We start from the raw sequence: 25229 nt of genomic DNA, 5'->3' as shown, positions 1-25229 counted from the left end.
CCGCCGGCGCCGGCTTTCGCTTCAGCTGGCGAAGCGGCCGGCGTCGGCGCCGTAGTAGTTGATGTAGCGGCCGGAGATGGCGGAGATCGGCAGCACCACCAGGACATCGGTGGTGTTGAAGGCCTGGTCGACGACGGCGCCTTCGCCGATCATGGCACCGAGGCGGAGATAGCCCTTGATCAGCGGGGGCATGGCGTTCAGCGCCTTGCGGGCATTGGCCGCCTCGAGCGGCATCAGGTCCATCTCGCGGTAAAGCTCGGGTAAGGCGGAGACATGCCATTCGCCCTTCACGCGGGCGTTATGATGCAGGAAGGACAGCGCCAGTGCATGCTCTTCCGGGCGGGTGCCGAAGAAGGAGGCGCAGCCAAACATGGCCGACACGCCGTGCTTCAGGGCGTAGGCCCAGTTTCCCTGCCACAGCAGTTCCACCGTTCGCTTGGTGCGGTAGGCCGGCAGCACGCAGGACCGGCCAAGCTCCATGAACTTCTTTTCGGGGTGGCGGGCGAGCAGCGGCGCGATGTCAAATTCAGATTCCGAGTAGAAGCCGCCGTGGGCTCTGGCAACCGGCTGCTGCAACAGACGGTAGGTGCCGACGATCTGATCCTCTATGTCGCCTTCGATCGCCCGATCTACAACCAGGAGGTGATCGCAGACGGAATCGTAAGCGTCGAAATCGCGGCGCTGGCGCATGGCGTCCGCCGGCAGATGAGCCTTCATTTCTTCCACGAACACCCGGTAACGGACAGCCTGTGCCGCGTAGACTTCCCGCTCGGTGCGAGCGAGGCGCGTCTCGAGGCTGCCGATTCGCCCCAGCAGATCTCCCGCCTGGTCCGCCGGCAGCGACTGGCTGGGGTTAACGTTCACGTCATGCTTCAGGAGTTCGAGCGCCATGGCGATTTGCCCTACCGATTCAAGTCACCGCCAATAATCATGATCCCGCGACAGGAAAATGACAAGAATTGTAACAGCGGAGACCCCCTGCATAGACGGGATTTCCTTTGTTATTTGACGGCTGGGCAAGTGGTTCAAACACCGATCATCAACTGCGAGACGCCGAATCAGGCTTCTTCCTGGACCCCAGGATTTCGTCCAGAATGACCAGTCCGGCGCCGATGGAGATGAAGCTGTCGGCGAGGTTGAAGACGGCGAAGGACCATGTCCCGGTGTGGAAGAGGATGTAATCGACCACATGGCCGTAAAGAAAGCCGTCGATCAGATTGCCGATCGCTCCCGAGACAATGAGGGCGAAGCCCAGATGGGTCAGCGTTCGGTCTGCCGGCGTGCGTCGCCATAGCCAGATCACGAAGCCGACGATGACAATCCGCATGCCGATGATGAACTCGCGCTCCATGCCGGACAGCAGAGAAAATGCGACGCCGAGGTTGTAGGTTCGATAGAGGGCCAGCACCGGAAGAAGCGCGACGGCCTCCTGAAGCGGAAGATAGGCTTCGACGGCGAACTTGATCGCCTGATCGAGAATGACGGCGAGCAGGATGATGGCAACAGCCACCAGCGGCCGTGAGAAAATCGAGACGGCTCCGCTCATGGATCGGCATCCAGAGACAGGAGATGGCGACGCGCCTCAAACAGCATCACCGCTGTCGCCACCGCGAGGTTGAGGCTGTCGGCCCTGCCCTGCTGGGGGATCCGCACGAGCCGGTCTGCGGCCCTGGCAAGGCTGTCCGGAAGGCCGGACTGCTCGTTACCCATCAGTAAGGCGACCGGCTTCTTGACATAGTCCACCGTCCGGTAATCGACCGCACCGGCGAGATGGGTGGCAACAACCTCGACGCCGGCCCGTTTCTGCCAGGCCAGAAACTGATCCGGCGAGGCCTTGACCAGCGGCAGGGCGAAGACGGAGCCCATCGTTGCCCTGACCGTCTCCAGCGAAAAGGGATCGGTACACTCTCCGACCAGGATGACGCCCGAGGCCCCGGCTGCATCGGCCGTCCGGATGATCGTTCCGAGGTTGCCCGGATCGCGGACGCGGTCGAGCGCGACGAAGGTCTTGCCCTTGGCCGGATCCAGGGCCTCCAGCGTGCCCCAGCGCTGGTCGAAGATACCGACCACCATCTGCGGATTGTCACGGCGGGTGATCGAGGACAGGACCTTCTCGCTCACCTTGAGCACCAGGCCGCCCGTGGCGACCGTCTTTGCCGCGACCTGCTCGACGAGCGGCTTGCTCTTGGCTGCCTTCGCATAGACCAGCGTGCGGATCGTCCAGCCGAGTTCCAGCGCATCGATGACGAGCTTCAGGCCCTCCGCCATGAAGGTGCCGGTCTGCTCCCGGTCCTTCTTGCTGGTCAGCGCCTTGATGTCCTTGATGATGGGGTTTGAGAGGCTGGTAACCTCCTTCACCTGCCCGACCCGGCGCAGCCTAGCATCTCGTGTGTCGTCTTTCATTGCGGAATCCAGCGGCTGAAAAGGGAGGTGGAAAGTGCGCGGCCCGGGTCGTTGCCGTCCACACCGCCTTCGCGGATCACCAGCTCGCCCGATTCCACCACGCCGCCGGCGCCGCGCATGATGTCGCGCAGCAGCTCATGGGTGGAATAGAAACTGGCGCGGATCGAATAGGCGGTCAGCACCAGGCCGAGCGCCTGGGGCGACAGCAGCTCCCGGCAGATGTCGAGCATCAGCGGCAGGTGCTCGAAGAGGTGCCAGACCTCGCCGTTCGGGCCGCGCCCGAACTTCGGCGGATCGGTCAGGATGATGTCATAGCGGCTGCCGCGTCGTTCCTCGCGCTGGATGAACTTCATGGCGTCTTCGCAGATCCAGCGGATCGGGGCGCGCTCCAATCGGGACAGGGCCTGGTTCTCGCGGGCCCACCCGATCGCCTTCTTGGAGGCATCCACATGGGTGACCTCGGCGCCGGCGGCCGCGGCAACCAGGGAGGCGACACCCGTATAGCCGAAAAGATTGAGAACCTTGACGGGCCGACCGGCATTCTCGACCTGCTTCTTCATCCACTCCCAGTGGACGATCTGCTCAGGGAAAACGCCCACGTGGCGAAACGAGGTGAAGCGCCCGAGGAAATCGACGCCCAGCAGAGACAGAGGCCAGGTCTCGCCATGCGCTTCCTTGGGGAAGCGCCAGCGTCCCATGCCATCCTCATCGGTATCACCGGTGAAGACGGCATCCACATTGCTCCAGACACTTTCGCTCAGTGCCGGCTGCCACAGAGCCTGCGCTTCCGGCCGGATGATCCGGTAGGGACCGTATTGCTCGAGCTTCAGGGCATTGCCGCTGTCGACCAGATGAAAATCGCCGGCACCGGAGGACTGCAGGATCACCGGCACGCGTTCAGCTGGGCGATCACCCTGACGCGCCATCAGGCGGCGCTGCGGCAGCGCCTCTTCCGGCTTCGGCTTTGGGGCGGACGAGACGGTCGCCATCGGCCTGGCTGCGCCCGAAGGCGTGGCCGGGGCCCGGGGTTTTGCCGGCCTTCTGTCGGTGCGCTTGTCCTTGATCCTGACCATCGTCTTCCAGCTGTCTTATAGTTTGGGTGCAAATAGCATCCACCCGCCACTTGGCAAAGCGCTTTCCCCTGCCGTAACGTCCTCCTCCACGATCTGGGAGGAGATCCACATGGATGTTGACGGAGAAGAACGCATCGCTGCGCCACGCGACGTGGTGTGGCGCGCCTTGAACGACCCGGAAATCCTCAGGCAGTGCATTCCGGGGTGCCAGAGCCTGGAGAAGACGTCGCCGACCGAACTCGTGACGACCGTCCGCATCAAGATCGGCCCCGTCGGCGCGTCCTTCAGCGGCGAGATCACGCTCTCCAACATCCATGCTCCGGAAAGCTATACCATCTCTGGGGAAGGCAAAGGCGGCATTGCAGGCTTCGGCAAGGGCGCTGCCGACGTCGTCCTGATCGAAGATGGCGACGAGACCATCCTGCGTTACGCTGCCAAGGCCCAGGTCGGGGGCAAGCTTGCCCAGCTTGGTTCACGTCTCATCGATTCCGCATCACGAAAGCTCGCGCAGCAGTTCTTCGCGGATTTCAATGCCGCCGTCGCGGCGGACGACCAGACTTGAGGGCGTTGCGGACAAAGGCGCCTTCCCTTCCTGAAACTCGGCATGATTTCCACGAATCAACGGCAAGCAGCAGCACCGCTGCCCTCAGATTTCCTCGGCCATTCGGCGCGTATATTAACGATGCGTTGACTTTCGAGACCTGCGACGCTAGAAGCGCGCCGCAATTGCAACGTACGCAAAAAGAACGACCCCCAATTTTCAGTCTCCAGGCCTCAAATTCATTCTCGTGCTCTGCGATGCGCTTGGATGAGGGGGCAGCATGGCGTAGACTGGACACGCAAGTCACGACAAGAAGGAATAAATCCATGAGTGTGCGTGTAAGTGGTAAGCAGATGGAAATCGGTGAATCGTTCCGCGAGCGGATCGAGACTCAGATTTCGGACGCTGTGACCAAGTACTTCGATGGGGGATACTCAGGCCAGGTGATCGTCGAGAAGGCCGGCTCGCGCTTTTCGAGCGATTGCAAGGTTCACCTCGACACAGGCGTCGTCCTGCATGCCGCCGGTGAGGCCAATGATCCGCAGCTGAGCTTTGACGCAGCCGCAGAGCGTATCGAGAAGCGCCTGCGCCGCTACAAGCGGAAGCTGAAGGACCACCATTCCGGCCCGCAGGGAAATGGCCATGCCGAAGTTGCCTACACCGTCATGGATGCTGTTCCGGACGATCATGACGAGGTCCCCGAGGATTTCGCGCCGACCATCGTGGCGGAAAGTTCCAAACAGCTGAGGACAATGTCGGTTGCCACTGCCGTGATGGCACTGGACATGACCGATGAACCTGTTCTCCTGTTCCGGTCTCCGGGAACGGAAGACCTTAACGTCGTCTATCGCCGCCAGGACGGCAATATTGGTTGGATCGACGCCGCCAATATCAAAGGCTAACGGATCTCTAGGCGAGCGTTGGCAACAGCGCTCGCTCCGCCCTCGCGGTGGCACAAAGGATGAAGAGAATGGCTTTGGCAGATTTGCTGCAGCAAGATGCAATTATTCCCGCCCTCAAGGTGAATTCCAAGAAACAGCTGCTGCAGGAGTTGGCTGCCAAGGCGGCAAAGCTGACGGGCGTGCCGGAGCGGGAGATCTTCGACGTCATCCTGCAGCGCGAGCGCCTCGGCTCGACCGGTGTCGGCCATGGAGTCGCCATTCCGCATGGCAAGCTCAGCAGCATCTCCTCGATCAAGGGCGTGTTCGCACGCCTCGACAGTGCCGTGGATTTCGAAGCGCTGGATGACGAACCGGTCGATCTCGTCTTTCTTCTGCTGGCCCCTGAAGGTGCCGGAGCCGATCACTTGAAGGCGCTGTCCCGAATTGCTCGCGTCCTTCGCGATCAGGAGATGGTCAACAAGCTGCGGCAGACCGATTCCGCTTCGGCGATCTACGCCTTCCTCAACGAGGAACAGGCGTCCAACGCGGCCTAATCCTTCGCTCATCCCGTTGCCCAAACGAAACCGCCTGCCACCGACGTGGCAGGCGGTTTGTTGTGACTGCGCCGCAGTTTTAGCCTTGAGCGTTTTCGGTCTTGGCCGTACCCGCTGCCGAAGGTTCAGCCTTGGGGCCGCCCTTGGAGACGCCGACCATGGCCGGTCGCAACACGCGATCACCGATGGTGAAGCCTGCCTGGACTACCTGCAGGACCGTGTTGTTGGGCACTTCAGGGTTGGGGATCTCGAACATCGCCTGGTGGAAGTTCGGGTCGAACTTCTGACCTTCCGCGTCGATCTTGCGGACGCCATGGCGCTCGAGGGCAGACAGCATCGAGCGTTCGGTCAATTCCACGCCTTCCAGAAGCGTCGCCAATGCCTGGTCGGCATTCTGACGAACATCTTCCGGAACGGCATCGAGTGCGCGACGCAGATTGTCGGACACCGCCAGCATGTCGCGCGCGAAACCGGCGACCGAATAGGACTTGGCGTCCTTGACGTCACGATCCGTCCGTCTGCGAAGGTTTTCCATTTCGGCCACCATGCGCAGGAAACGGTCGCGTATGTCGGCGTTCTCGGCTCTCAACACTTCCATCGGATCCGGCTCAGCCGCCGTCGCCTCGCCCGCCTCGTCGGATGCTGCGTCCTGCAGGGCTGACGCCACCGCTTCAGCGGTGTTGTCAGGGGCGTATTCGTTATGGCCCGCGTCAGGTCCGTTCTTCTTCGTCTCGTCGGTCATGACCTTCTCCGGTATTGTGGTTCAGAAACTCGTGCCCGATATCGAGGTTTGAACCTCAAAAATCAAGGCTTGGCAGGGGATGGTGTGGCTATAGCGGCTGGCGGGTCAGCCGTGCAAGAAGCTGGGCGGTGTAATCCACCATGGGCACCACGCGCGAATAGTTCAGCCGCGTTGGCCCGATGACGCCCACCGCCCCGACGATCCGCTCCTCCTGATCTCTGTAGGGCGCGACGATCAGCGACGAGCCCGACAGGGAGAACAGCTTGTTTTCGGAGCCAATGAAGATGCGCACGCCAGGCCCGGTTTCGGCAAGATCGAGGATCTCGATCAGGCTGTCCTTCTTCTCCAGATCGTCAAACAGCATGCGCAGCCGGTCGAGGTCGTCGACGTCGGTCATCCCCTCGAGGAGGTTGGCGCGGCCACGGACGATCAGCTGGTTGGGTTTGCCCTCTTCGCGGCTGCCGGACCAGACGGCCAGACCACGCTCCACCAGATCCTGGGACAGGATCGTCAACTCGTCCTGAACTTCCGCCTTCAGCGTCTGCAACTGGCCGCGGAGCTCGACCAGCGTCTGGCCGCTCAGGTGCGCGTTCAGGAAATTGGCGGCTTCGGTCAGCTGCGAGGAGGTGACGCCGGCCGGCAGATCGATGATGCGGTTTTCCACCTGATTGTGCTCGCCCACCAGCACCGCCAGGGCCTTGGTCGGCTCCAGCCGGATGAACTCCACGTGTTTCAGCACCGGGTCGCTCTTGGCGGTGATGACGATGCCGGCGCCGCGCGAAACGCCCGACAGCATACGGCTTGCCTCGTTCATCAGGCTTTCCATCGGCCGGTCGCGATCTTCCGGCCGGATCTGGCGCTCGATCGTCGTCCGTTCTTCCTCGGTGAGATCGCCCACCTGCATGAAGGCATCGACGAAGAAGCGCAGGCCAGACTGCGTCGGCAGGCGCCCCGCACTGATGTGCGGTGCATAGATGAGGCCCAGTTCCTCCAGATCGCTCATCACGTTGCGGACGGACGCGGGCGACAGCGACATCGGCAGGATGCGCGCCAGGTTTCTGGAGCCGAGTGGTTCTCCAGTCTCAAGATAGGTTTCCACAATACGGCGGAATATTTCGCGCGAACGGTCGTCCAGCCGGGTGGCGTTGTCCCCTCGTGCCATAAAGTCCATGGTTCGCTTCGAACCCTCTGATTGTCATCTGAACGTAAAATATAGTCTTTCCCCCATCACTCCGCCAACGGAAAATCCTTGGGAAGCGCGGCAGGACACCGTGAAGGCCCCTTTTCCTTTGCAAATGACCCGACGGCCCCTTAGAAGGCGCCTACACATTCTCGGGAGCACGATATGCGGCCTTCAGGCAGAAAAACCGACCAGATGCGCAAGGTTTCCTTCGAGCGCAACTTCTCCAAGCATGCGGAAGGCTCCTGCCTCGTCCGGTTCGGCGATACGCATGTGCTCTGCACGGCAAGTCTCGAAGAAAAGCCGCCGGCCTGGCTGCGCAACAGCGGCAAGGGCTGGGTGACAGCCGAATACGGCATGCTGCCGCGCGCAACCGGCGACCGCATGCGCCGTGAAGCTGCCGCCGGCAAGCAGGGCGGCCGCACACAGGAAATCCAGCGGCTGATCGGCCGCTCGCTGCGCGCCGTCGTCGATCTGACCGCACTCGGCGAAAAGCAGGTGACCATCGACTGTGACGTCATCCAGGCGGATGGCGGCACCCGGACGGCCGCCATCACCGGCGGCTGGATTGCCCTTCACGACTGCCTGAAGTGGATGGAAGCCCGGTCCATGGTGAAGCTCGACAAGGTCCTCAAGGATCATGTCGCCGCCATTTCCTGCGGCATCTTCGCCAACCAGCCGGTGATCGACCTCGACTACCTGGAGGATTCTGCCGCTGAGACCGACGCCAACTTCGTGCTGACCGGCACCGGCGGCATCGTCGAAATTCAGGGCACCGCGGAAGGTGCACCCTTCAGCGAGGAGGAATTCCTGTCGCTGCTGAAGCTTGCCAAGGCGGGCACCGAAGAGCTGGTCGCGATGCAGAAGCAGGCGATCGCTCAGTAACCAGGAGGCGCGGGTGACGGTGCTGATCGAGGGCATCCTGGAAACCGCACTCTATGCGGAAGATCTTGATGCCGCCGAACGCTTCTATGGCGAAGTGCTTGGCCTCAAGCGCGTGTTGCGCGCTGGCAACCGGCATGTCTTCTTCCGGTGCGGCGCCGGCATCCTGCTGATCTTCAATCCGGCGGAGACGGTAAAGCCGCCGCCGGAGAGTGCCCCGCAGGTACCACCGCATGGCGCCAGAGGCGCTGGGCATGCCTGTTTTCGGGTGGCCCGCCAGCATCTCGACGCTATGGCAGAGAGGCTCACGGGGGCCGGGATCGGCATCGAAAGCAACGTGACCTGGCCGAACGGCGCCCGATCCATTTACTTCCGCGACCCAGCGGGCAACAGTCTCGAATGTGCCGAGCCAGGCCTCTGGTCGATCGGCTGAGGTGATCCTGATGCGAAAGCTTGAAACCAAAACCATCGTCGTTGCCAGCCACAATGCCGGCAAGATCCGTGAAATCGCCGAGCTGATCGGTCCGTTCGGATTTTCCGCCAAGTCGGCTGCCGACCTGAACTTCGCGGAGCCGGACGAGACCGGCACCACGTTTGAGGAAAATGCGGCAATCAAGGCCCTGGCCTCGGCCAAGGCATCCGGACTGCCGGCGCTTTCGGACGATTCCGGGCTGGTGATCGACGCCCTGGACGGTGCGCCCGGCGTCTATACGGCCAATTGGGCCGAACGCGAGGACGGCACGCGCGATTTCGTCATGGCAATGGAAAAAGTCCAAAAGGCCCTGGCCGAACGCGGCGCCGTCAGCCGCGACCAGCGAACCGCGCGCTTCGTCAGCGTGCTCTGCCTTGCCTGGCCGGACGGCCATACCGAATATTTCCGCGGCGAGGTCGAAGGCATCGTCGCCTGGCCACCGCGGGGAGACAAGGGCTTCGGCTACGATCCGGTCTTTCAACCCGAAGGCCATGAGCTGACCTTCGGCGAAATGAGTTCGGATGAAAAACACGGCTGGCAGCGCGGCGAGCCGGAAGCCTTGTCGCACCGCGCCCGCGCCTTCAAGCGCTTCGTCGAAACCTGTCTGGAGGCCTGAGCCCCGTTGAATATCGACGCGCCCCTTCTTCCCGACACCGGCGAGCCCGGCTTCGGGATCTACCTGCATTGGCCGTTCTGCGCGGCCAAATGCCCCTACTGCGACTTCAACAGCCATGTGCGGCATCAGCCCGTGGACCAGCCGCGGTTCGCCGCTGCGCTGCTGCGCGAGATGGAGACCATGCGCCGGATGAGCGGTCCCAAGACCGTCACCAGCGTCTTTCTCGGCGGCGGCACGCCATCGCTGATGGACCCGGTGACCGTTCAGACGGTGATCGACGGCATTTCCCGCCACTGGCATATGCCCGACGGCATCGAAATCACCATGGAGGCCAACCCCTCGAGCGTCGAGGCCGAACGGTTTCGCGGCTACCGGGCGGCCGGCGTCAACCGCGTGTCGCTCGGCGTGCAGGCGCTGAACGATGCGGACCTGCGCTTTCTCGGCCGGCTGCACGATGTTTCAGACGCGCTGAAGGCGATCAAGCTTGCCCGTGACATCTTCCCGCGCATGAGCTTCGACCTGATCTACGCCCGCCCGCGCCAAACGATCGCGGCCTGGGAGGCTGAGTTGAACGAGGCCATTTCCTATGCGGTCGACCACCTCTCTCTCTACCAGCTGACCATCGAGGAGGGCACGCCCTTCTATGGGCTGCACAAGGCCGGCAAGCTCATCGTGCCGGACGGCGACGCCTCCGCGGATCTCTACGAGGCAACGCAGGAGATCACCGCCCGTCACGGAATGCCGGCCTACGAGGTCTCCAACCATGCGCAGCCGGGGGCGGAAAGCCGCCACAACCTGACCTACTGGCGCTACGGCGACTATGCGGGCATCGGCCCGGGTGCGCATGGGCGGCTGACGCGTGGCCCCTACAAGATTGCCACCGCCACGGAACGGCGCCCGGAAGCCTGGCTCGACCTGGTCGAAAGACAGGGCCACGGCATGGTGGACGAGGAAGAACTGGGGCGCGACGAACAGGCCGACGAGCTGCTGCTGATGGGACTGCGGCTGACCGAAGGCGTGGATCTTGCGCGCTGGCAGCAGCTATCGGGTCGCGATCCCGATCCGGCCCGAGAGCAGACCCTGCTGGAACACGGCTTCATCGAACGGCTCGGCAATTCGCGGCTGCGCTGTACGCCGTCGGGCATGCTGATCCTCGATTCCGTCGTCGCCGACCTCGCCTGCTGATCACGGCGCTCACGGCTTTCGGAGCCTTGAGAACCGTCAACGACCGAGCCTTCGTCGATGCGGCGATCCTTTTACAGCGAGCAAAAAAGCCCCGGCGTGATCCACGCCAGGGCTCAAGTCTTCACGCCTGGAGAAAATGCCTCCTCAGGCGTTGTTCTCGTTGATCAGCCGCTTCAACAGCTCGACTTCGTGGCAGAGCTTGGTGTCACCGGTGATCAGATCCTCGATCTTGCGCACGGCGTGCAGGACAGTGGTGTGGTCACGGCCACCGAACCGACGTCCGATTTCCGGGAAGGAGCGCGGCGTCAGGGTCTTTGCCAGATACATGGCGATCTGGCGTGGCTTGACCACGACGCGCGTGCGGCGATTGGAGACCAGCTCCTGGCGTGACACGTTGTAGTGGCGTGCGACGATGCGCTGGATGTCCTCGATGCGGACCCGCTTGGCTTCTCCCGTGCCGACCAGATGCACCAGGAGTTCGTCGACCCGCTCGAGCGAGAGCGACGGCTCGAAGGACTTGCGGAAGACCAGCTGATTGAAGGCACCCTCAAGGTCGCGGCCGCTGCTGGCGACACTGCGCGCCACATGCGAGAGAATTTCCACGGAGAAATCGAGCGACGGGTCGTCCTGCTGGGCAATCTCCAGGCGGCGCTTCAGCATTTCGAAGCGCATCTCGTAGTCGGGGCTTTCCATCTCGATGGCGACGCCGCCCTGGAGGCGCGAACGCACCCGCGGATCAAGCGATTCCAGCTCCCAAGGCGCACGATCGCCGGCGACGACCACCTGCTTGGCGCTGTCCAACAGCGTGTTGAGCAGATGGCAGAACTCGTTCTGGATCATCTTGCCCTGCAGGAACTGCATGTCGTCGATGATCAGCAGGTCGATATTGCGCAGCGAGTCCTTCAGCGTCAGGGCGTCGTTGTCGCGGATGGCGGTGGCAAAGCGCCACATGAAGTATTCTGCCGTCAGATAGACAACCCGCGGCGCACGCGCGCTGTTGACGGCAGCATTGGCGATGGCCTGCAAGAGGTGGGTCTTGCCCAGACCGACGCCGGAATGGATGAAGAGCGGGTTGAAGCGGACGGCGCCCGCGCCGGCCTCGGCGATCGTCTTGGCAGCGGCGAGGGCAACGCGGTTGGACGGACCTTCGATGTAGCTGTCAAAGGTGAAGCGCGAATCCAGTGGCGAACCGAACAAGGGACCGGCTGCCGCAGGCCGTGGGCCAAGCGACATGGGGAAGGACGCGATCTTGCCAGTATCACGCGCCGCGGAGCCTCGTGGAAACGTGGTCGGGGCGGATGCGGACGGAGCAGTCTCGGCCATCAGCGGGCGGTCTTCGCTGGCCACTGGACGGACGCTGCGGCTTGCGCTGCGCACCAGAATTTCAACCTTGAGAATGTCGGGATCTTCGGCCTGCAGAATGGTCGTGATCTGATCAAGATAGCGATTGTTGATCCAGGACTTCAGAAAGGTCGTGGGAACAGTGAGGCGGACGACGCTCTTGGAGATGGAGTGAAGCTTCAGGCGACCGAACCAGCTTGCGTATACGTCCTGACCGACTTGCGCCTTCAGACGCTTGCTGAATCGCTCAAACAGAGCCTCATGCTTCATGTCCGAAATGCCCCCTGCCGCCTGGGTCGTCGTCTTTGAATCGAGCGCCTGCCGCGCATGCTCCACATCGCCTGATGCGCGTGCCGATACGATGTTCGTCTGCATTTAACTTGCCGCCTTCCACATTTTTTCCATCCGCCAGCGCCTCGCGTCGCTGCCAGAAAAGGTCTTGTCCAAGAACGGAGCGTTCCCTTCATGAGACGCCCCGTCTCTCCCCTTCACGGCACCGCCTCCACATCGACCACAAGGGCACGAGTGGATCCGGTGTCGACGACCTTCCAGGAAGGTCATTCTTCTCCCGGTAAAGAACCATCCTCGTCATGGCCCCTCACAGGTAAATCTTCACCAGCCGAATGCAGGTATGCATCAAGCCACAGCGATCCGGCGCGTAAGACCCAGATGGACTCTCGCTGCACAACCGCTGGTTACATGAAGAGCGAGATGTCAATCCCGCTGCAAGGGTCCAAAGAGACCATGCTCCACAGCAGATGCTGCGACTGGCACTGGCCTCTTTCGTCGTTGTCCCCGTGCCCTTGCTGAGATCATTTAGGCAGGATCACGGACCAAGATCAATGGCGAAATTTACCCGCCATTAATCGCCGAGCGTTGACTCTTGCGCTCGCTTTGGCATCGCCTAAATCCTGCTCAGGAGAATCCCTGTCGAATCAATGACATTCAAAAATGGCGACCAAAAACGGCAGCAGTTCGCCGGAAAAATAAAATTTAACTTGACTCATTTTTGGGGTCGGACGGGAGGAGCATGAACCGTCATCACCTCAAGTACCTATTACAAGTCACTGAAATTTAACAATTATCTCTGTCGTCAGTCTGACATCAACGAAAGGATAGACAGTCACAATTTGAAGCAGCAGGCACGAATCAAGAAAGCCCGGCGGACCGCCAGGCTTATTCACTAATTCTTGATTATGATGATTAGGCGGAGAGCGCCTTGACGCGAGACGCCAGGCGGGAAACCTTCCGCGACGCCGTATTGCCGTGAACAACACCCTTGGTGGCGGCGCGCTGGATTTCCGGCTGTGCTGCCTTCAGAGCTTCAGCAGCGACAGTTGCGTCACCGGCTGCAATCGCCTCTTCGACCTTGCGGATGAAGCCGCGCATGCGGGAACGACGAGCCTTGTTGACTGCAGTACGGCTAGCGATCTTGCGGGTCGCCTTTTTCGCCGAAGTTGTATTGGCCATGTATGCCTCTCTACGAATTCGAACCAAACTCCACCGTTGCCGCGCCGGTCGTGTGCGACCTTAGTTTCAGCAATGTAGGAGCATTAGAGGAAGCCGTGATCGGGCTTTCCCAACTGTGGCGCGGCATATAGCTTGAAAGGAGGGTTCAGTCAACGCGCAATTTTCGGCTGCTCCGCCTCACAGGCATATCAGCGATTGCGAAAGTTCGGCTTCCGTTTTTCCACGAAGGCCGCCATGCCCTCCTTCTGGTCCTCTGTGGCAAAGAGAGACTGGAAGAGACGCCGCTCCTGACGCAGACCCTCGGCAAGCGTGAGTTCGTCGGACCGTTTGACGGCTTCCTTGGCCATCAGGACGGCCGCGCGCGAGAAGCCGGCGATCTTTGCCGCCGCCTCCAGCGCCTCGTCCAGGAGACGCTCCGGCGCCACGATGCGCGCCACCAGGCCAGCCTTCTCGGCCTCTTCAGCGCCCATCATGCGGCCCGTCAGGACGAGATCCATGGCCTTTGCCTTGCCGACGGCACGGGTCAGTCGCTGCGACCCGCCCATGCCGGGGATGATGCCGAGGGTGATCTCCGGCTGCCCGAATTTGGCAGTGTCCGAGGCGATAATGAAATCGCACATCATGGCAAGCTCGCAGCCGCCCCCCAGGGCGTAGCCGGAGACCGCGGCGATCAGGGGCTTGCGGGTTGCAGCCACGGCTTCCCAGCCGCCCAGGAAGTCGCCGACATAGGCTTCCACGAAGCTTACCGGCTGCATCTCCTTGATATCGGCGCCGGCGGCGAAGGCCTTTTCGGATCCGGTCAGGACGATAGCACCGACCACGTCATCGGCGTCATAGGCCGCGAGCGCCTCTGCGAGCTCGCGCATGACTACGGAATTCAGCGCGTTCAGCGCCTGCGGGCGGTTCAACGTGATGAGCCCGACGTTGCCCCGCTTTTCCGCCAGCAGTGTCTCGAAGTGTTCCATGGCACCCTCCCCGGTTCCGGCTTTCATTTCTGGCAGGCGGGACAATAGAAGGATGATCGGCCGGCCTGCACGATGCGCGCGACCGTACCGCCGCAGCCGGGCGTCCTGCAAGCCTTGCCTTCTTGATCATAGACGGAGAAGGAGTGCTGGAAGTAGCCCAGCGAACCGTCCGTCTGGATGTGGTCGCGCAGCGAGGAGCCGCCGGCCAGGATGGCGTCCGCGATCACCGCCCGGATCGCCTCGGTCAGTAGCAGCAACTCCCTCTTCGGCCGTCCGGTCGGCGTCACCAGAGTGCCTGCCTTTCGCCGCGGCGAGAGATGCGCCCGCCACAGGGCCTCGCAGACGTAGATATTGCCGAGGCCGGCAATCACGGCCTGGTCGAGCAGCGCACCCTTGAGCGGCTGGCTCTTTCCGTCGAGACGCTGGGCGAGGTAACCGGCGTCGAGCGTGTTGCCGGTGGGCTCGGGCCCAAGTCCAACGAAGGCAGGATAGGTGTCGAGCTGGCTGCGCTTCCAGAGATGCATGAAGCCGAACCGGCGCGGATCGTTGTAGATGACGCGGCTGGGGCCGCTCCCGGAGGCGAGGTGGAAGATGACGTGATCGTGCTTCTCGTCCTTGGAGCGCGGATGATGGAAGTCACCGGGCGTTGCCTGAGGCTCCCCGTCCTCCACACGGAAAGATCCCGACATCCCCAGATGCGCGATGATCGTCAGGTCGTCCTCCAGGTCGATCAGCAGATATTTGGCCCGTCGCCCCAGGGACAGGATGCGCTTGCCGGCCACCGCTTCCGCAAGGTTTTCGGGCAGCGGGAAGCGGAGATCCGGACGGCGCAGCTCCAGCCTGGCGATCGACGCCCCTTCCATGGCCGGCGCAAGACCACGCTTGACCGTCTCCACCTCTGGTAATTCCGGCATGGCTATCTAACTTCCTGTTTCAACGCCTGCATACCTGGTCTATAGACCGGGACGGAACGTCGCACTGCTCCTTTGCACCTGCGGCACAGATAGCGAGGCGCAACCGATTTCGCTATGGTCGCCGGCCAGATGACGAGCAAGGAGTTCCCGATGAGTGAAGCGCGTACCTCTGCCGAAGGCGGCATGGAAACCTCCTACGGCTTTCGTCAGGTGGCCGAGGGTGAAAAGCAGCCGCTCGTCAACGACGTCTTCCACAAGGTTGCCAAGCGCTACGACATCATGAACGACGTGATGTCGGGCGGCCTGCACCGCATCTGGAAGGATGCGCTGGTCTCGGCGCTGCATCCCCGCAAGGACGACAGCTACAAGGTGCTGGATGTTGCCGGCGGCACGGGTGACATAGCCTTCCGCATTATCGAGGCGTCTGACCGCAAGGCGCATGCGACCGTTCTCGACATCAACGGCTCGATGCTTTCCGTCGGCGCCGAGCGCGCCGCCAAGAGAGGTCTCTCCGACCACCTGACTTTCGTGGAGGCCAATGCTGAAGAGCTGCCCTTCGAGGCGAGTTCCTTCGACGCCTATACGATCGCCTTCGGCATCCGCAACGTGCCGCACATCGACGTGGCTCTGAAAGAGGCTTACCGCGTGCTGAAGCGTGGCGGGCGCCTGATGGTGCTGGAGTTTTCAGAAGTGAGCCAGCCCATGCTCAACCGGATCTATGACGAGTGGTCGTTCAGGGCGATCCCGCGCTTCGGAAAGATGATCACCGGCGACAGCGAGCCTTACCAGTATCTGGTGGAATCCATCCGCAAGTTCCCCAACCAGGACGACTTCGCAGGGATGATCCGCAATGCCGGCTTCTCGCGGGTGACCTACACGAATTATACCGGCGGCGTTGCCGCCCTTCATTCCGGCTGGAAGCTTTGAGCCGATGACGATGATGGCATGCGGCGCACACGACGGAGGCCGTTCATGAGCACGGTCGGCGCCTATTTTCGCCTCGCCCGGGTCGGCTGGGTCCTCGTTCGCGAGGGTGTGGTATCGGCCTTGCCGACCCAGGACATGCCGCCCGCCGTCGGGCTGCTGAAATCGCTGACGGAGCCCTTTGCGCGCTTTCGCGCCAAGAAGGAGGCGCGCAGCACCCGCCTTTCGCGCGCCGTTGATCGACTTGGCCCTTCCTACGTCAAGATCGGACAGTTCCTGGCCACGCGCCCGGACGTCGTCGGGGTCGACTGGGCGCTGGACCTCTCCATGCTGCAGGACCGCATGGCCTTCTTCCCGACTGCGATCGCAAAGTCGGCGATCGAGGGGTCGCTCGGGCGAACTATCCCCGATCTCTACACCGAGTTCAGCGATCCCATTGCAGCCGCCTCCATTGCTCAGGTTCATCCGGCCCAGGTCGATGGCCGCAAGGTTGCCGTCAAGGTCGTCCGCCCGGGCGTACGCCAGCGCTTCGCGCACGACATCGAGAGCATGTATCTGCTGGCGCGGATGCAGGAGCGCTTCGTTCCCTCCAGCCGTCGGCTGAGGCCGGTGGAGGTGACGCGAACGCTGGAACAAACCACCAAGGTCGAGATGGACCTGCGGCTCGAAGCCGCCGCCCTTTCGGAGATCGCCGAGAACACCAAGAACGATCCAGGCTTCCGGGTGCCGACGGTCGACTGGGAACGCACCGGCCGCGACGTCATCACCATGGAGTGGATCGACGGCGTCAAGATGGCCGACCTCGAGGGCCTTCGTGCTGCCGGCCACGATCTCGACCGCCTGGCGGAGACGCTGATCCAGTCCTTCCTGCGACACACGCTCCGGGACGGCTTCTTCCATGGCGACATGCATCCCGGCAATCTCTTCGTCGACGCCTCGGGCACCATCGTTGCCGTCGACATGGGCATCGTCGGACGCCTGGGGAAAAAGGAACGGCGGTTCCTGGCCGAAATCCTCTACGGCTTCATCACCCGCGACTACCTGCGGGTGGCGGAGGTGCATTTCGAAGCGGGCTACGTCCCTGCACATCACGATGTCGCGAGCTTTGCCCAGGCGATCCGGGCCATTGGTGAGCCGATCCATGGCCAGCCGGCGGAGACTATCTCCATGGCGCGGCTGCTGGCGCTGCTGTTCGAAGTGACCGATCTCTTCGAGATGGAAACGCGGCCCGAGCTGATCCTGCTGCAGAAGACGATGGTCGTCGTCGAGGGTGTCTCGCGCATTCTCAACCCGCGTTTCAACATGTGGAAGGCCGCCGAACCGGTCGTCGGTGACTGGATCCGCGATAATCTCGGCCCGAAGCGGGTCGTCGCCGACCTGCGCGACGGCGTGAAGGCGGCCGTCAAGCTTGCCGAGGCGCTTCCGGAGATTGCCGCAAAGACCGAGAAACTGCATCGCGAGGTGGTGCGGATGAGCGAAGACGGCCTTCGTTTCGATCCGGAGACCACGGAGGCGATCGGCAAGTCCGAGGCCCGCCACAGCCGCTCGGGACGCGTGGCGCTCTGGGTCATCGCGCTCTGCCTCGTCTATCTCGTCTTCACCATCGGGTGAGGCAGGCGACGAGACGGCACGGTTCCCGCTGCAGCCTTCATTTCGCCCCCTTCTTCACAGCTTGTTAAGAATTCATTCCTGTCGGAGGTCTTCATGGCGCTTGGCGCATCGCATCGCTTGCAGGACGGCGTCATCGCCGTCGAAACCATGACGCGCTTTGCGCTTGCTGTCCTGGCCCTGGCTTCCGGCGTCTATACCTATCTCGGGGTCCGCAGCCTCCTCGACGGTTCGCCGACTGCCGTCTTCTTTGCCGCCATCATCTATTCGGCCTCGGTCTCGGTGGCGATCTACGCCTTCTGGTCCTACATGGCGCGCTTCTATCCGCATGTCACCGGAGCGGCGTCGCGCGGCGCCATGATCGGCGTGATGGCGCTCGGCTGCGCCATGATCATCGCCATGTCGAGCTGGCTGAACGCGGCGGCCCTTGCCGGGTCTGCAGCGCTCGAACAGCATCTTGCCGAGACCGTGCAGGACTATACGGCCGACCTGGACCAGGCACATCAGAACGCGCTGGCCGCACAAAGTCTGCTGCCGGACATCCAGCGGACATCCGAGCGCTTTTCACGCCTTGCGGAGGACGAGCGGCAGAACGGCGCGCTGACCGGGACGACCGGTTCCGGCAGCGTCGTCCAGCTTCTGTCGCAGATGTCCTCGCAGCTCAACGAGCTCGAGACCGGCATCACCGCGTCCCGCGAGCGGGTCACCACGCTCTTCGACCAGGGACGCAACCATCTGGAAACCATGCGCACGCTGGTTTCGGCACCAGGCGCCGTCACCCCGCGCAGCGACGACTTCTCCGCCGAAGTGGTGGCGCTTTCAGGGGTCATCACCTCGCTGGAGCAGACCTCGATCGCACCCTCCGTCAAGCGGGCAGCCGAAGACCTGTCGCTCGGCTTCATCGCGCCGGTTGCCGACGGACAGGCGGCCGATCTCGCCGATCGCCAGGATCAGGTGATGCAGACGATCCGTGCTTCGGTGTCGGCCCAGTCGCTGGTGCTGTCGCAGGCTGCCGACGATATCCTGGCGCGCGAGCCGGTGGCGGAGCGACGCTTTGTGCCGCTGTCGTCAGCAGAAGCGGTCTTGCGATATGCCGCCGATTTCATTCCGGCCTGGGCGGGAGCCATTTCCATCGATCTCCTTCCCGCGGTTCTCGTCTTCATTCTGACGATCGTTCACGGCGCGATCCGGCGGCAGGAGGAGCGGATGCCGTTTGCGCAGCGGATCACCGCAGCCGAACTCCTGGAAGCGCTGGAGGTGCAGCGGGCGCTGGGGCGACACGGGATCGACGTGGAGCAGGCCGTGCAACGGGCCGAGACCGAGGATGAGCGCGAACGCGCGGATTCCAACATCACCAGCCTCGACATGTCGGCCAAGACGCCGCGAAAGGGCCCGCCCGCGTGAGACCCTCGTCGCTTGGCCCACGCCTGAAGGATGCCTTCCTCCGCGCCGACGACGGCCTGCTGATGCGCGGCGCCTTCTTCGGGCTCCTGGCGGCAGCCGGCGTCTTCCTCTTCGTCGACCTGCGGGAAATGAGCCTGGCGAGCGCCGAGCTTCCCGGCCATGATCCGATGACGACGGACGCACCGGTGCTGCCCCCTGCGCTGACGGAGGGCGTTCCGCACGCGCCGCCTGTCGAGCCGGAGAGCTCGCCGGAAGTCCTGCGCCAGCCGATGCGCTTCGAACTCCTGCCCGGCGGCACGCTGAAGGCGGAAGGATCAATTGATCTGGGTGCAGCAGACCGTTTCGCCGAGGAAATCGCCGCGCGCGGCGAGTATGTGAAATCGGTATCACTGAATTCGCCGGGCGGTTCGGTCAATGATGCGCTGGCGATATCGACGCTGATCCGGGAAAAGACCCTGAACACCAGAGTGGCGACGAAAGCCCTCTGCGCATCCTCCTGCCCGCTGGTCTTTGCCGGCGGGGTCGCCCGCGAGGCGGAAGAGGACGCCATTCTCGGCGTCCACCAGGTCTTCAACGCCGGGCAGGAACAGCCCTCTCCCGAGCAGGCCATGTCCGGCGCCCAGAGCACGACGGCGCGCATTGCCCGCCATCTGGACGAGATGGGCATCGGCAGCGGGCTCTGGATCAATGCCCTGGAAACGCCCCCGGACCGGCTTTACTACCTGACGCCGGAGGAGATGGTGGAGTTCAAGCTGACCACCACCCCGGTGGCGACGGCAAAGCAGGCGGACTAGGGCTTTACCGCATCCCGTTCGCAGAAGACGATCCTGTTGTTGAACGGATCGGTGACCGTCAGCTGCAATCCCCAGGGAACCTCCTCGACCCCCGGCTTCATGTATCGGTATTCCTTTGCGGTCAGCTCGCGATGAAGATCGCGCAAGCCCTGCATCGGCACGAATGACCGTGCGCCGGGCGAGGCATCGCCTGCATGTTCGCTCAGGTGCAGGATCATGCCACTCCTGGAGATTTCGCAATAGAGCGGAAAGTTCTCACCGAACCTGTGCTCCCATGCGACCGTGAATCCGAGGAAGTCCCTGTAAAACTCCATGGCCTTTTCGACGGAGAATATCCGGAAGACCGGGATGGCGGGCTGAATGGACACCGTTGTGTCCGAAACGTTCTTCGGCACCTCACCGTTCAGCCTGGCCGCCAGAACATTCCAGCTGTCAAAGCCGAATTGCCTTGAAACGATCTCGAGTGCTGCACTGTGGGATAGTTCAAGGCCCGACTCCGACATCGCCTGGCGGAGCGTTTTGGCCATCAGTTTTGCGTCACGGAAACTGCGCATCATCTTCATCCTCTCAACGGACGAACGGCAAGATCAGGGCCCGCGTTACTGACTTCGTTCGTCATCTTCGCTGAAAGGCAAGGACGATCATCGTGATGCATTCACCAAGCGTATCGACGCTGCGGGCGGCTGGCTGCATCAGCCAGTGACACAGTAGAGCGCATTTTTTTCCGACACAAGTCGAAGGGTGATCTGCGCGCGCGACGCCGGGACGTACTGGATTGCAACTGCGGCTGCAAAGGCTTAGCTTCCGCCCGATCCTAAACGGCGAGCTTCCATGGACCTCAGCGGCAAACGTATCCTCCTCATCATCTCGGGCGGCATTGCAGCCTACAAGAGCCTCGACCTGATCCGTCGCCTGCGCGAGCGAGGCGCTTCGGTGCGGCCGGTGATGACGGCGGCCGCGCAGGAGTTCATCACGCCGCTCGCCGTCGGGGCGCTTTCCGCCTCGCATGTCTATACGGATCTCTTCTCGCGTGAAGACGAACAGGACGTGGGACACATCCGACTTGCCCGCGAATGCGATCTTGTCCTGGTCGCGCCGGCAAGCGCTGATCTTCTGGCGAAGATGGTCCATGGGCTGGCGAACGATCTGGCCAGCACCATCCTGCTGGCCAGCGACCGGCCTGTACTCGTCGCCCCCGCCATGAACCCGAAGATGTGGGAGGCGGGCGCGACCAAACGGAATATCGATACGCTGCGGACCGATGGCATCCATATGATCGGACCGATGCGCGGCGAGATGGCCGAAAGCGGCGAAGCCGGCGTCGGCCGCATGGCGGAACCTCTCGACATTGCAGCCGAAGTGGTCCGCCTGCTTGGCATTGGCACGGGCCCGCTGGCTGGGAAGACCGCAATCGTGACCTCCGGGCCGACCCACGAGCCGATCGACCCGGTCCGCTACATCGCCAACCGATCCTCCGGCCGCCAGGGCCACGCCATTGCGGCCGCACTGGCAAAGCTCGGCGCCGACGTGACGCTGATTTCCGGACCCGTCGCCATTCCCGATCCCTCCGGCGTGCGGACGATCCATGTGGAGCGGGCCGAGGAGATGCGCGATGCCGTCGTCTCCCGCCTGCCGGTCGACATCGCCGTGATGGTGGCCGCCGTCGCCGACTGGCGCGTCGCCACCTCCGCCGACCAGAAGATCAAGAAGCGCGCAAATGAGGCTCCCCCCTCGCTGGAACTGGCGGAAAATCCGGACATCCTGAAGACCGTCGGGCATCACCCGCAGCGTCCGGCACTGGTGGTCGGGTTCGCAGCCGAGACGCAGGAGGTGGAGGCCAACGGGCGACAGAAGCTCGACCGCAAGGGAGCTGACATGATCGTCGCCAACGACGTCTCGCCCGGGAGCGGCGTGATGGGCGGCACCATCAACCGCGTCAAGATCATCTCCCGCGAGGGCGTGGAGGATTGGCCGGAGATGAGCAAGGACGCGGTGGCGGAGCGGCTGGCCCTGCTCGTCGCTCAGAGACTGTCCAAACGCTAGGCGGCGCGTGCCGACGCCTGCGCCAGGAAAGGCTTTACCGACATGCCGTCGTCGCCGATGGCCACGATGCTGCCATCGGGAACCTCCATCCAGCAGTCGACATCATCGTTCAGCGGTTCCGACACCAGGCAATAGCTCGTCGCGTTGCCGAGCGGGGCCGCATAGAGGGTGGGCGGTCGGCTGTCGGTGGCATAGCGGACGGCATAAAGCGTCTCGCCGTTGGAGAATGCCGCGGTAAAGCGCACCAGAACCTCACCGCAGATCTCCATCGCAAGGGCTTCCACGGTCGCAATGGCACGCGCGATCGCCCCGTGCGGGTCGCCATCCAGGCCAAACTCGAGTGCCAGAAGGAAGAGCAGTTCGGAATCGGTGCTTCCGGTCCGGGCGTCGAAGATCTCGTCCGAGAGCAGCGCCTCCATGCGGCGGCGGATACGGTCGAAGCCGGAGATCTGGCCGTTGTGCATGAAGGACCAGCGCCCGTGCACGAAGGGATGGCAGTTGTCGCGGCGGGTTGCCCCGTGGGTCGCGGCGCGGACATGGGCCAGGAACAGCGGCGAGCGGATCTGCCGGGCCAGGCTTCGCAGGTTGCAGTCCGACCAGGCCGGCAGGATATCGCGATAGCGGCCGGGTTCGGGATGGTCACCGTACCAGGCGATACCGAAGCCATCGCCGTTGGTGGCAGTCTTGGCGCGGGTGGCGCAATGCGACTGTTCGATCAACGAATGGGCGGGGGACGAGACCAGCTCTTCCAGATAAATCGGATCTCCACGATAGGCTGCCCAGCGGCACATGTTCTCAAGCTCCGACTCGTCTTGCCCAGGATGCGTTCGATCAGAGTTGCCGCAGAGGGTTAACGGGTCGTAAACCTCAGGGCCATCTCAGCGAATTTCTCAACAGGATCGGTACCTTGTGCGCCAGCACGCCGGTCACGGCCTTGCCACATCCATCCACTGGTCTACATAATGCCGCATGTTGAACTCTGAATCGCCACAGACGAATGACGGCCCGAACGCCTCTCAACCACTGGACTGGCTCGTCAGAACACTGACGCTGGAGCCGCAGACCTGGGCCCTCTTCCTCGACATCGACGGCACGCTGATCGATCTTGCGCCCTCTCCCGACGACATCGTCGTGCCGTCCGACCTTTCTGACCATCTCACTTCCGTCTCCGGTCATCTCGACGGGGCTCTGGCTCTGGTCACCGGGCGGGCGCTGCCCTATGCCGACCGGCTGTTCCAGCCGCATATCTTCCCAATCGCGGGGCTTCATGGTTCGGAACGCAGAACGGTCGATGGCACGATCAGCCGGGTCACGGCCACCGACGCGTTCGAGGAGGTCAAGAGTGCACTTCAGGCGGCAGCCAATCAATGGCCGGGCGTCCTGATCGAGGACAAGGGAGCCGCCGTGGCCGCCCATTATCGCCAGGCGCCGTCGCACAAGGCCGCTGTGGAAGAGGCCATGGAATATTATCTCCTGCAGGCCGGACCGGATTTCACGCTTCAGCGCGGCAAGATGGTCTTCGAGATCCGTCCCGCTCGCGCCGACAAGGGCGCAGCCTTGCGGTCCTACCTCAGCGAAGAGCCCTTCAAGGGTCGGCGCCCGATCGCCATCGGAGATGATGTGACGGACGAAGCGATGTTCAAGGTCGTCAACGAGCTGAATGGGCACTCGATACGCGTTGCCGAGACCGAGGGAGATACGGCAGCCCGAAGCATTGTCGCTTCCGCCGCAGAAGTACGACAAGCGCTCGCCGAAATCGCCGACAAGGCACGCCGTCTCCAGAATCCGGAAGATGCGGCTAGGAAAGGAAAAAGCTCTTGAGCCGTCTCGTGGTCGTTTCGAACCGGGTCACCCTGCCGGCAAAGGGCGGCGTCGCACCCGCCGGTGGCCTTGCCGTCGCCTTGCAGGCCGCACTGGAGGAGCGCGGCGGCATCTGGATGGGCTGGTCCGGAAAGTCGAGCGGGTCCCGGGAGCCGGAGGCGCTGTCGATGCAGGAGCATGGCAATATCACCTATGCCCTGACCGATCTCACCAAGACCGATGTCGAGGAATACTACGAGGGTTTTGCCAACCGCGTTCTCTGGCCGATCTGCCACTATCGGCTCGACCTTGCCGAATACGGGCGCAAGGAAATGGCCGGCTACTTCCGCGTCAACCGCTTCTTCGCGCATCGGCTGGCACCGATGTTGAAAGAGGACGATGTCATATGGGTGCATGACTACCACCTGATCCCGCTGGCGGCCGAACTGCGGCAGATGGGCGTGAAGAACAAGATCGGCTTTTTCCTGCACATTCCCTGGCCACCTGCCGACGTGCTGTTTGCAATGCCCGTGCACGAAGAAATCATGCGCGGCCTGTCGCACTATGATCTCGTCGGCTTCCAGACGGACCACGATCTGACCAATTTTGCCGGTTGCCTCGTGCGTGAAGGCATCGGCGAGGCCTCGGGCGACAGCAAGTTCACCTCCTACGACCGGACCTTCAAGGGCGGCTACTATCCGATCGGCATCGAGACCGCGGCCTTCGCCGATTTTGCCAAAAAGGCCGCGAGCAACGTCATGGTACGCAAGGCGCGCCAGAGCGTCGAGGGCCGTGACCTGATCATTGGCGTCGACCGTCTCGACTACTCCAAGGGCATCACCCAGCGCATCGACGCCTTCGAGCAATTCATCAAGGCCAACCCGGGCTATCAGAACAAGGTCACCTATCTGCAGATCACGCCAAAATCGCGCTCGGAGGTCCCCGAATACGAGGCCATGCAGCGAACGGTTGCGGAACAGGCCGGACGCGTCAACGGCGCGCTCGGTACGGTCGACTGGGTGCCGATCCGCTACATCAACCGATCGATCGGGCGGCCGGTGCTGGCCGGCCTCTACAGGCTGGCCAAGATCGGACTGGTGACGCCGCTGCGGGACGGGATGAACCTGGTAGCGAAGGAATATGTCGCAGCCCAGGATCCTCAGGATCCGGGCGTGCTCGTGCTGTCGCGGTTTGCAGGCGCGGCACGCGAACTGCGGGGCGCGCTGCTCGTCAATCCCTACGACATCGAGGGCACGGCGAATGCCATCGCTCGCGGTCTCAGCATGTCGCTGGAGGAGCGCCAGGAACGCTGGGGACGGATGATGGAGCATCTGCTCGAGCGTGACGTGATGCGCTGGTGCGACGACTTCCTGGTCGACCTCGCCTGATCAGGCCCGCCTGCGGACGTGGCGAAGCTACCGCCGCCGAGATGCAGAA

The 25229-nt window shown here is 62.9% G+C and carries 26 protein-coding genes; 14 read left to right on the top strand and 12 right to left on the bottom strand.

The genetic code is table 11. The features are described from left to right. Positions 1–21: 21 nt before the first annotated feature. The 4 genes from olsB to M1E10_RS10050 form a co-directional block, all read right to left on the bottom strand. On the bottom strand, positions 22–891 hold the full coding sequence (gene olsB / locus M1E10_RS10065; RefSeq protein WP_499176212.1) for a GNAT family N-acetyltransferase: 870 nt from the start codon (positions 889–891) through the stop codon (positions 22–24). Positions 892–1039: 148 nt separating this feature from the next. Beyond that, positions 1040–1546 (bottom strand): signal peptidase II, encoded by a 507-nt coding sequence (gene lspA / locus M1E10_RS10060; protein ID WP_499176211.1) that lies wholly within the window; start codon positions 1544–1546, stop codon positions 1040–1042. Beyond that, a complete protein-coding gene (locus tag M1E10_RS10055; RefSeq protein ID WP_499176210.1) occupies positions 1543–2403 on the bottom strand; it encodes a TrmH family RNA methyltransferase in 861 nt (286 codons plus the stop codon). Before M1E10_RS10055 ends, lspA begins: the two co-directional genes overlap by 4 nt. Beyond that, positions 2400–3476 carry a class I SAM-dependent methyltransferase gene (locus M1E10_RS10050; protein ID WP_499176209.1) on the bottom strand — a complete coding sequence of 359 codons (1077 nt, stop codon included), beginning with the start codon at positions 3474–3476 and terminating at the stop codon, positions 2400–2402. The genes M1E10_RS10055 and M1E10_RS10050 overlap by 4 nt, the downstream gene beginning before the upstream one ends. Positions 3477–3585: 109 nt before the next feature. On the opposite strand from M1E10_RS10050, the gene M1E10_RS10045 reads away from it, so the two are divergent. The 3 genes from M1E10_RS10045 to ptsN all read left to right on the top strand — a co-directional run bounded on the left by M1E10_RS10045 (position 3586) and on the right by ptsN (position 5452). Then, positions 3586–4038 (top strand): SRPBCC family protein, encoded by a 453-nt coding sequence (locus M1E10_RS10045; protein ID WP_499176208.1) that lies wholly within the window; start codon positions 3586–3588, stop codon positions 4036–4038. Between the two features lie 305 nt (positions 4039–4343). Next, entirely contained in the window at positions 4344–4919 is a 576-nt protein-coding gene (hpf, locus tag M1E10_RS10040; protein WP_499176207.1) for a ribosome hibernation promotion factor, read from the top strand. A gap of 68 nt (positions 4920–4987) precedes the next feature. Further along, positions 4988–5452, top strand: coding sequence for a PTS IIA-like nitrogen regulatory protein PtsN (gene ptsN / locus M1E10_RS10035; RefSeq protein WP_499176206.1), 465 nt, complete (start codon positions 4988–4990; stop codon positions 5450–5452). Between the two features lie 79 nt (positions 5453–5531). Here the strand turns inward: ptsN and grpE are convergent, their stop codons facing one another. Both grpE and hrcA read right to left on the bottom strand, forming a co-directional pair. Then, complete coding sequence (grpE, locus tag M1E10_RS10030) at positions 5532–6194, bottom strand: nucleotide exchange factor GrpE (protein ID WP_499176205.1); 663 nt, start codon at positions 6192–6194, stop codon at positions 5532–5534. Positions 6195–6282: 88 nt separating this feature from the next. Next, a complete protein-coding gene (hrcA, locus tag M1E10_RS10025; protein ID WP_499176203.1) occupies positions 6283–7365 on the bottom strand; it encodes an HrcA family transcriptional regulator in 1083 nt (360 codons plus the stop codon). 174 nt (positions 7366–7539) lie between these two features. On the opposite strand from hrcA, the gene rph reads away from it, so the two are divergent. Genes rph through hemW form a run of 4 tightly spaced genes read left to right on the top strand, consistent with a single transcriptional unit; the run spans position 7540 to position 10529 of the window. Beyond that, positions 7540–8259: a ribonuclease PH gene (gene rph, locus M1E10_RS10020; RefSeq protein ID WP_499176202.1), complete on the top strand. Its 720-nt coding sequence runs from the start codon at positions 7540–7542 to the stop codon at positions 8257–8259. A 22-nt stretch (positions 8260–8281) separates the two neighbouring features. Continuing rightward, on the top strand, positions 8282–8689 hold the full coding sequence (locus M1E10_RS10015) for a VOC family protein (protein WP_499177143.1): 408 nt from the start codon (positions 8282–8284) through the stop codon (positions 8687–8689). A 10-nt stretch (positions 8690–8699) separates the two neighbouring features. Further along, positions 8700–9344 carry a non-canonical purine NTP pyrophosphatase gene (gene rdgB / locus M1E10_RS10010; RefSeq protein ID WP_499176201.1) on the top strand — a complete coding sequence of 215 codons (645 nt, stop codon included), beginning with the start codon at positions 8700–8702 and terminating at the stop codon, positions 9342–9344. A 6-nt stretch (positions 9345–9350) separates the two neighbouring features. After that, positions 9351–10529 carry a coproporphyrinogen-III oxidase family protein gene (hemW, locus tag M1E10_RS10005; RefSeq protein ID WP_499176200.1) on the top strand — a complete coding sequence of 393 codons (1179 nt, stop codon included), beginning with the start codon at positions 9351–9353 and terminating at the stop codon, positions 10527–10529. A gap of 144 nt (positions 10530–10673) precedes the next feature. Here hemW and dnaA read toward each other — a convergent pair whose 3' ends face one another. From dnaA to mutM, 4 genes are all read right to left on the bottom strand, one after another. Beyond that, a complete protein-coding gene (gene dnaA / locus M1E10_RS10000) occupies positions 10674–12140 on the bottom strand; it encodes a chromosomal replication initiator protein DnaA (RefSeq protein ID WP_499177142.1) in 1467 nt (488 codons plus the stop codon). Between the two features lie 933 nt (positions 12141–13073). Beyond that, the gene (gene rpsT / locus M1E10_RS09995; RefSeq protein WP_029620012.1) at positions 13074–13340 is read right to left on the bottom strand and encodes a 30S ribosomal protein S20; all 267 of its coding nucleotides are present in this window, start codon (positions 13338–13340) and stop codon (positions 13074–13076) included. A gap of 188 nt (positions 13341–13528) precedes the next feature. After that, complete coding sequence (locus M1E10_RS09990; RefSeq protein ID WP_499176199.1) at positions 13529–14305, bottom strand: enoyl-CoA hydratase; 777 nt, start codon at positions 14303–14305, stop codon at positions 13529–13531. A gap of 23 nt (positions 14306–14328) precedes the next feature. Further along, a complete protein-coding gene (gene mutM, locus M1E10_RS09985; protein ID WP_499176198.1) occupies positions 14329–15219 on the bottom strand; it encodes an Fpg/Nei family DNA glycosylase in 891 nt (296 codons plus the stop codon). A 150-nt stretch (positions 15220–15369) separates the two neighbouring features. Between mutM and ubiE the strand changes: the two genes are divergently transcribed. The 4 genes from ubiE to M1E10_RS09965 all read left to right on the top strand — a co-directional run bounded on the left by ubiE (position 15370) and on the right by M1E10_RS09965 (position 19949). Beyond that, complete coding sequence (gene ubiE / locus M1E10_RS09980) at positions 15370–16146, top strand: class I SAM-dependent methyltransferase (RefSeq protein ID WP_499176197.1); 777 nt, start codon at positions 15370–15372, stop codon at positions 16144–16146. 45 nt (positions 16147–16191) lie between these two features. Then, positions 16192–17754 (top strand): 2-polyprenylphenol 6-hydroxylase, encoded by a 1563-nt coding sequence (gene ubiB / locus M1E10_RS09975; protein ID WP_499176196.1) that lies wholly within the window; start codon positions 16192–16194, stop codon positions 17752–17754. A 93-nt stretch (positions 17755–17847) separates the two neighbouring features. After that, complete coding sequence (locus tag M1E10_RS09970; RefSeq protein WP_499176195.1) at positions 17848–19155, top strand: hypothetical protein; 1308 nt, start codon at positions 17848–17850, stop codon at positions 19153–19155. A gap of 62 nt (positions 19156–19217) precedes the next feature. Further along, the gene (locus tag M1E10_RS09965; RefSeq protein ID WP_499177141.1) at positions 19218–19949 is read left to right on the top strand and encodes a COG3904 family protein; all 732 of its coding nucleotides are present in this window, start codon (positions 19218–19220) and stop codon (positions 19947–19949) included. Here the strand turns inward: M1E10_RS09965 and M1E10_RS09960 are convergent. Next, positions 19946–20503 carry a glyoxalase superfamily protein gene (locus M1E10_RS09960; protein ID WP_499176194.1) on the bottom strand — a complete coding sequence of 186 codons (558 nt, stop codon included), beginning with the start codon at positions 20501–20503 and terminating at the stop codon, positions 19946–19948. The two genes, M1E10_RS09965 and M1E10_RS09960, sit on opposite strands and share 4 nt — an antisense overlap. A gap of 277 nt (positions 20504–20780) precedes the next feature. Here M1E10_RS09960 and coaBC point away from each other — a divergent pair, with 277 nt between their 5' ends. Next, entirely contained in the window at positions 20781–21992 is a 1212-nt protein-coding gene (gene coaBC / locus M1E10_RS09955) for a bifunctional phosphopantothenoylcysteine decarboxylase/phosphopantothenate synthase (protein ID WP_499176193.1), read from the top strand. Here coaBC and M1E10_RS09950 read toward each other — a convergent pair. Beyond that, on the bottom strand, positions 21989–22783 hold the full coding sequence (locus M1E10_RS09950; RefSeq protein ID WP_499176192.1) for a class II glutamine amidotransferase: 795 nt from the start codon (positions 22781–22783) through the stop codon (positions 21989–21991). The genes coaBC and M1E10_RS09950 overlap by 4 nt on opposite strands. Before the next feature lie 178 nt (positions 22784–22961). On the opposite strand from M1E10_RS09950, the gene otsB reads away from it, so the two are divergent. Then, positions 22962–23813 (top strand): trehalose-phosphatase, encoded by an 852-nt coding sequence (otsB, locus tag M1E10_RS09945; RefSeq protein WP_499176191.1) that lies wholly within the window; start codon positions 22962–22964, stop codon positions 23811–23813. Beyond that, positions 23810–25180, top strand: coding sequence for an alpha,alpha-trehalose-phosphate synthase (UDP-forming) (otsA, locus tag M1E10_RS09940; protein ID WP_499176190.1), 1371 nt, complete (start codon positions 23810–23812; stop codon positions 25178–25180). The genes otsB and otsA overlap by 4 nt, the downstream gene beginning before the upstream one ends. Positions 25181–25229 lie beyond the last annotated feature (49 nt).

The sequence above is a fragment of the Rhizobium sp. PK7-22 genome, assembly GCF_056530405.1.
Note: the sequence above shows the minus strand (reverse complement) of the source record. Positions and strands in the feature narration are given on the sequence as shown.

What these genes read in the sequence shown, in the direction of transcription:
- olsB (WP_499176212.1), bottom strand. Translation starts at nt 891, where the DNA reads ATGGCGCTCGAACTCCTGAAGCATGACGTGAACGTTAACCCCAGCCAG.
- lspA (WP_499176211.1), bottom strand. Translation starts at nt 1,546, where the DNA reads ATGAGCGGAGCCGTCTCGATTTTCTCACGGCCGCTGGTGGCTGTTGCC.
- M1E10_RS10055 (WP_499176210.1), bottom strand. Translation starts at nt 2,403, where the DNA reads ATGAAAGACGACACACGAGATGCTAGGCTGCGCCGGGTCGGGCAGGTG.
- M1E10_RS10050 (WP_499176209.1), bottom strand. Translation starts at nt 3,476, where the DNA reads ATGGTCAGGATCAAGGACAAGCGCACCGACAGAAGGCCGGCAAAACCC.
- M1E10_RS10045 (WP_499176208.1), top strand. Translation starts at nt 3,586, where the DNA reads ATGGATGTTGACGGAGAAGAACGCATCGCTGCGCCACGCGACGTGGTG.
- hpf (WP_499176207.1), top strand. Translation starts at nt 4,344, where the DNA reads ATGAGTGTGCGTGTAAGTGGTAAGCAGATGGAAATCGGTGAATCGTTC.
- ptsN (WP_499176206.1), top strand. Translation starts at nt 4,988, where the DNA reads ATGGCTTTGGCAGATTTGCTGCAGCAAGATGCAATTATTCCCGCCCTC.
- grpE (WP_499176205.1), bottom strand. Translation starts at nt 6,194, where the DNA reads ATGACCGACGAGACGAAGAAGAACGGACCTGACGCGGGCCATAACGAA.
- hrcA (WP_499176203.1), bottom strand. Translation starts at nt 7,365, where the DNA reads ATGGACTTTATGGCACGAGGGGACAACGCCACCCGGCTGGACGACCGT.
- rph (WP_499176202.1), top strand. Translation starts at nt 7,540, where the DNA reads ATGCGGCCTTCAGGCAGAAAAACCGACCAGATGCGCAAGGTTTCCTTC.
- rdgB (WP_499176201.1), top strand. Translation starts at nt 8,700, where the DNA reads ATGCGAAAGCTTGAAACCAAAACCATCGTCGTTGCCAGCCACAATGCC.
- dnaA (WP_499177142.1), bottom strand. Translation starts at nt 12,140, where the DNA reads ATGAAGCATGAGGCTCTGTTTGAGCGATTCAGCAAGCGTCTGAAGGCG.
- rpsT (WP_029620012.1), bottom strand. Translation starts at nt 13,340, where the DNA reads ATGGCCAATACAACTTCGGCGAAAAAGGCGACCCGCAAGATCGCTAGC.
- M1E10_RS09990 (WP_499176199.1), bottom strand. Translation starts at nt 14,305, where the DNA reads ATGGAACACTTCGAGACACTGCTGGCGGAAAAGCGGGGCAACGTCGGG.
- mutM (WP_499176198.1), bottom strand. Translation starts at nt 15,219, where the DNA reads ATGCCGGAATTACCAGAGGTGGAGACGGTCAAGCGTGGTCTTGCGCCG.
- ubiE (WP_499176197.1), top strand. Translation starts at nt 15,370, where the DNA reads ATGAGTGAAGCGCGTACCTCTGCCGAAGGCGGCATGGAAACCTCCTAC.
- ubiB (WP_499176196.1), top strand. Translation starts at nt 16,192, where the DNA reads ATGAGCACGGTCGGCGCCTATTTTCGCCTCGCCCGGGTCGGCTGGGTC.
- M1E10_RS09970 (WP_499176195.1), top strand. Translation starts at nt 17,848, where the DNA reads ATGGCGCTTGGCGCATCGCATCGCTTGCAGGACGGCGTCATCGCCGTC.
- M1E10_RS09965 (WP_499177141.1), top strand. Translation starts at nt 19,218, where the DNA reads ATGCGCGGCGCCTTCTTCGGGCTCCTGGCGGCAGCCGGCGTCTTCCTC.
- M1E10_RS09960 (WP_499176194.1), bottom strand. Translation starts at nt 20,503, where the DNA reads ATGCGCAGTTTCCGTGACGCAAAACTGATGGCCAAAACGCTCCGCCAG.
- coaBC (WP_499176193.1), top strand. Translation starts at nt 20,781, where the DNA reads ATGGACCTCAGCGGCAAACGTATCCTCCTCATCATCTCGGGCGGCATT.
- M1E10_RS09950 (WP_499176192.1), bottom strand. Translation starts at nt 22,783, where the DNA reads ATGTGCCGCTGGGCAGCCTATCGTGGAGATCCGATTTATCTGGAAGAG.
- otsB (WP_499176191.1), top strand. Translation starts at nt 22,962, where the DNA reads ATGTTGAACTCTGAATCGCCACAGACGAATGACGGCCCGAACGCCTCT.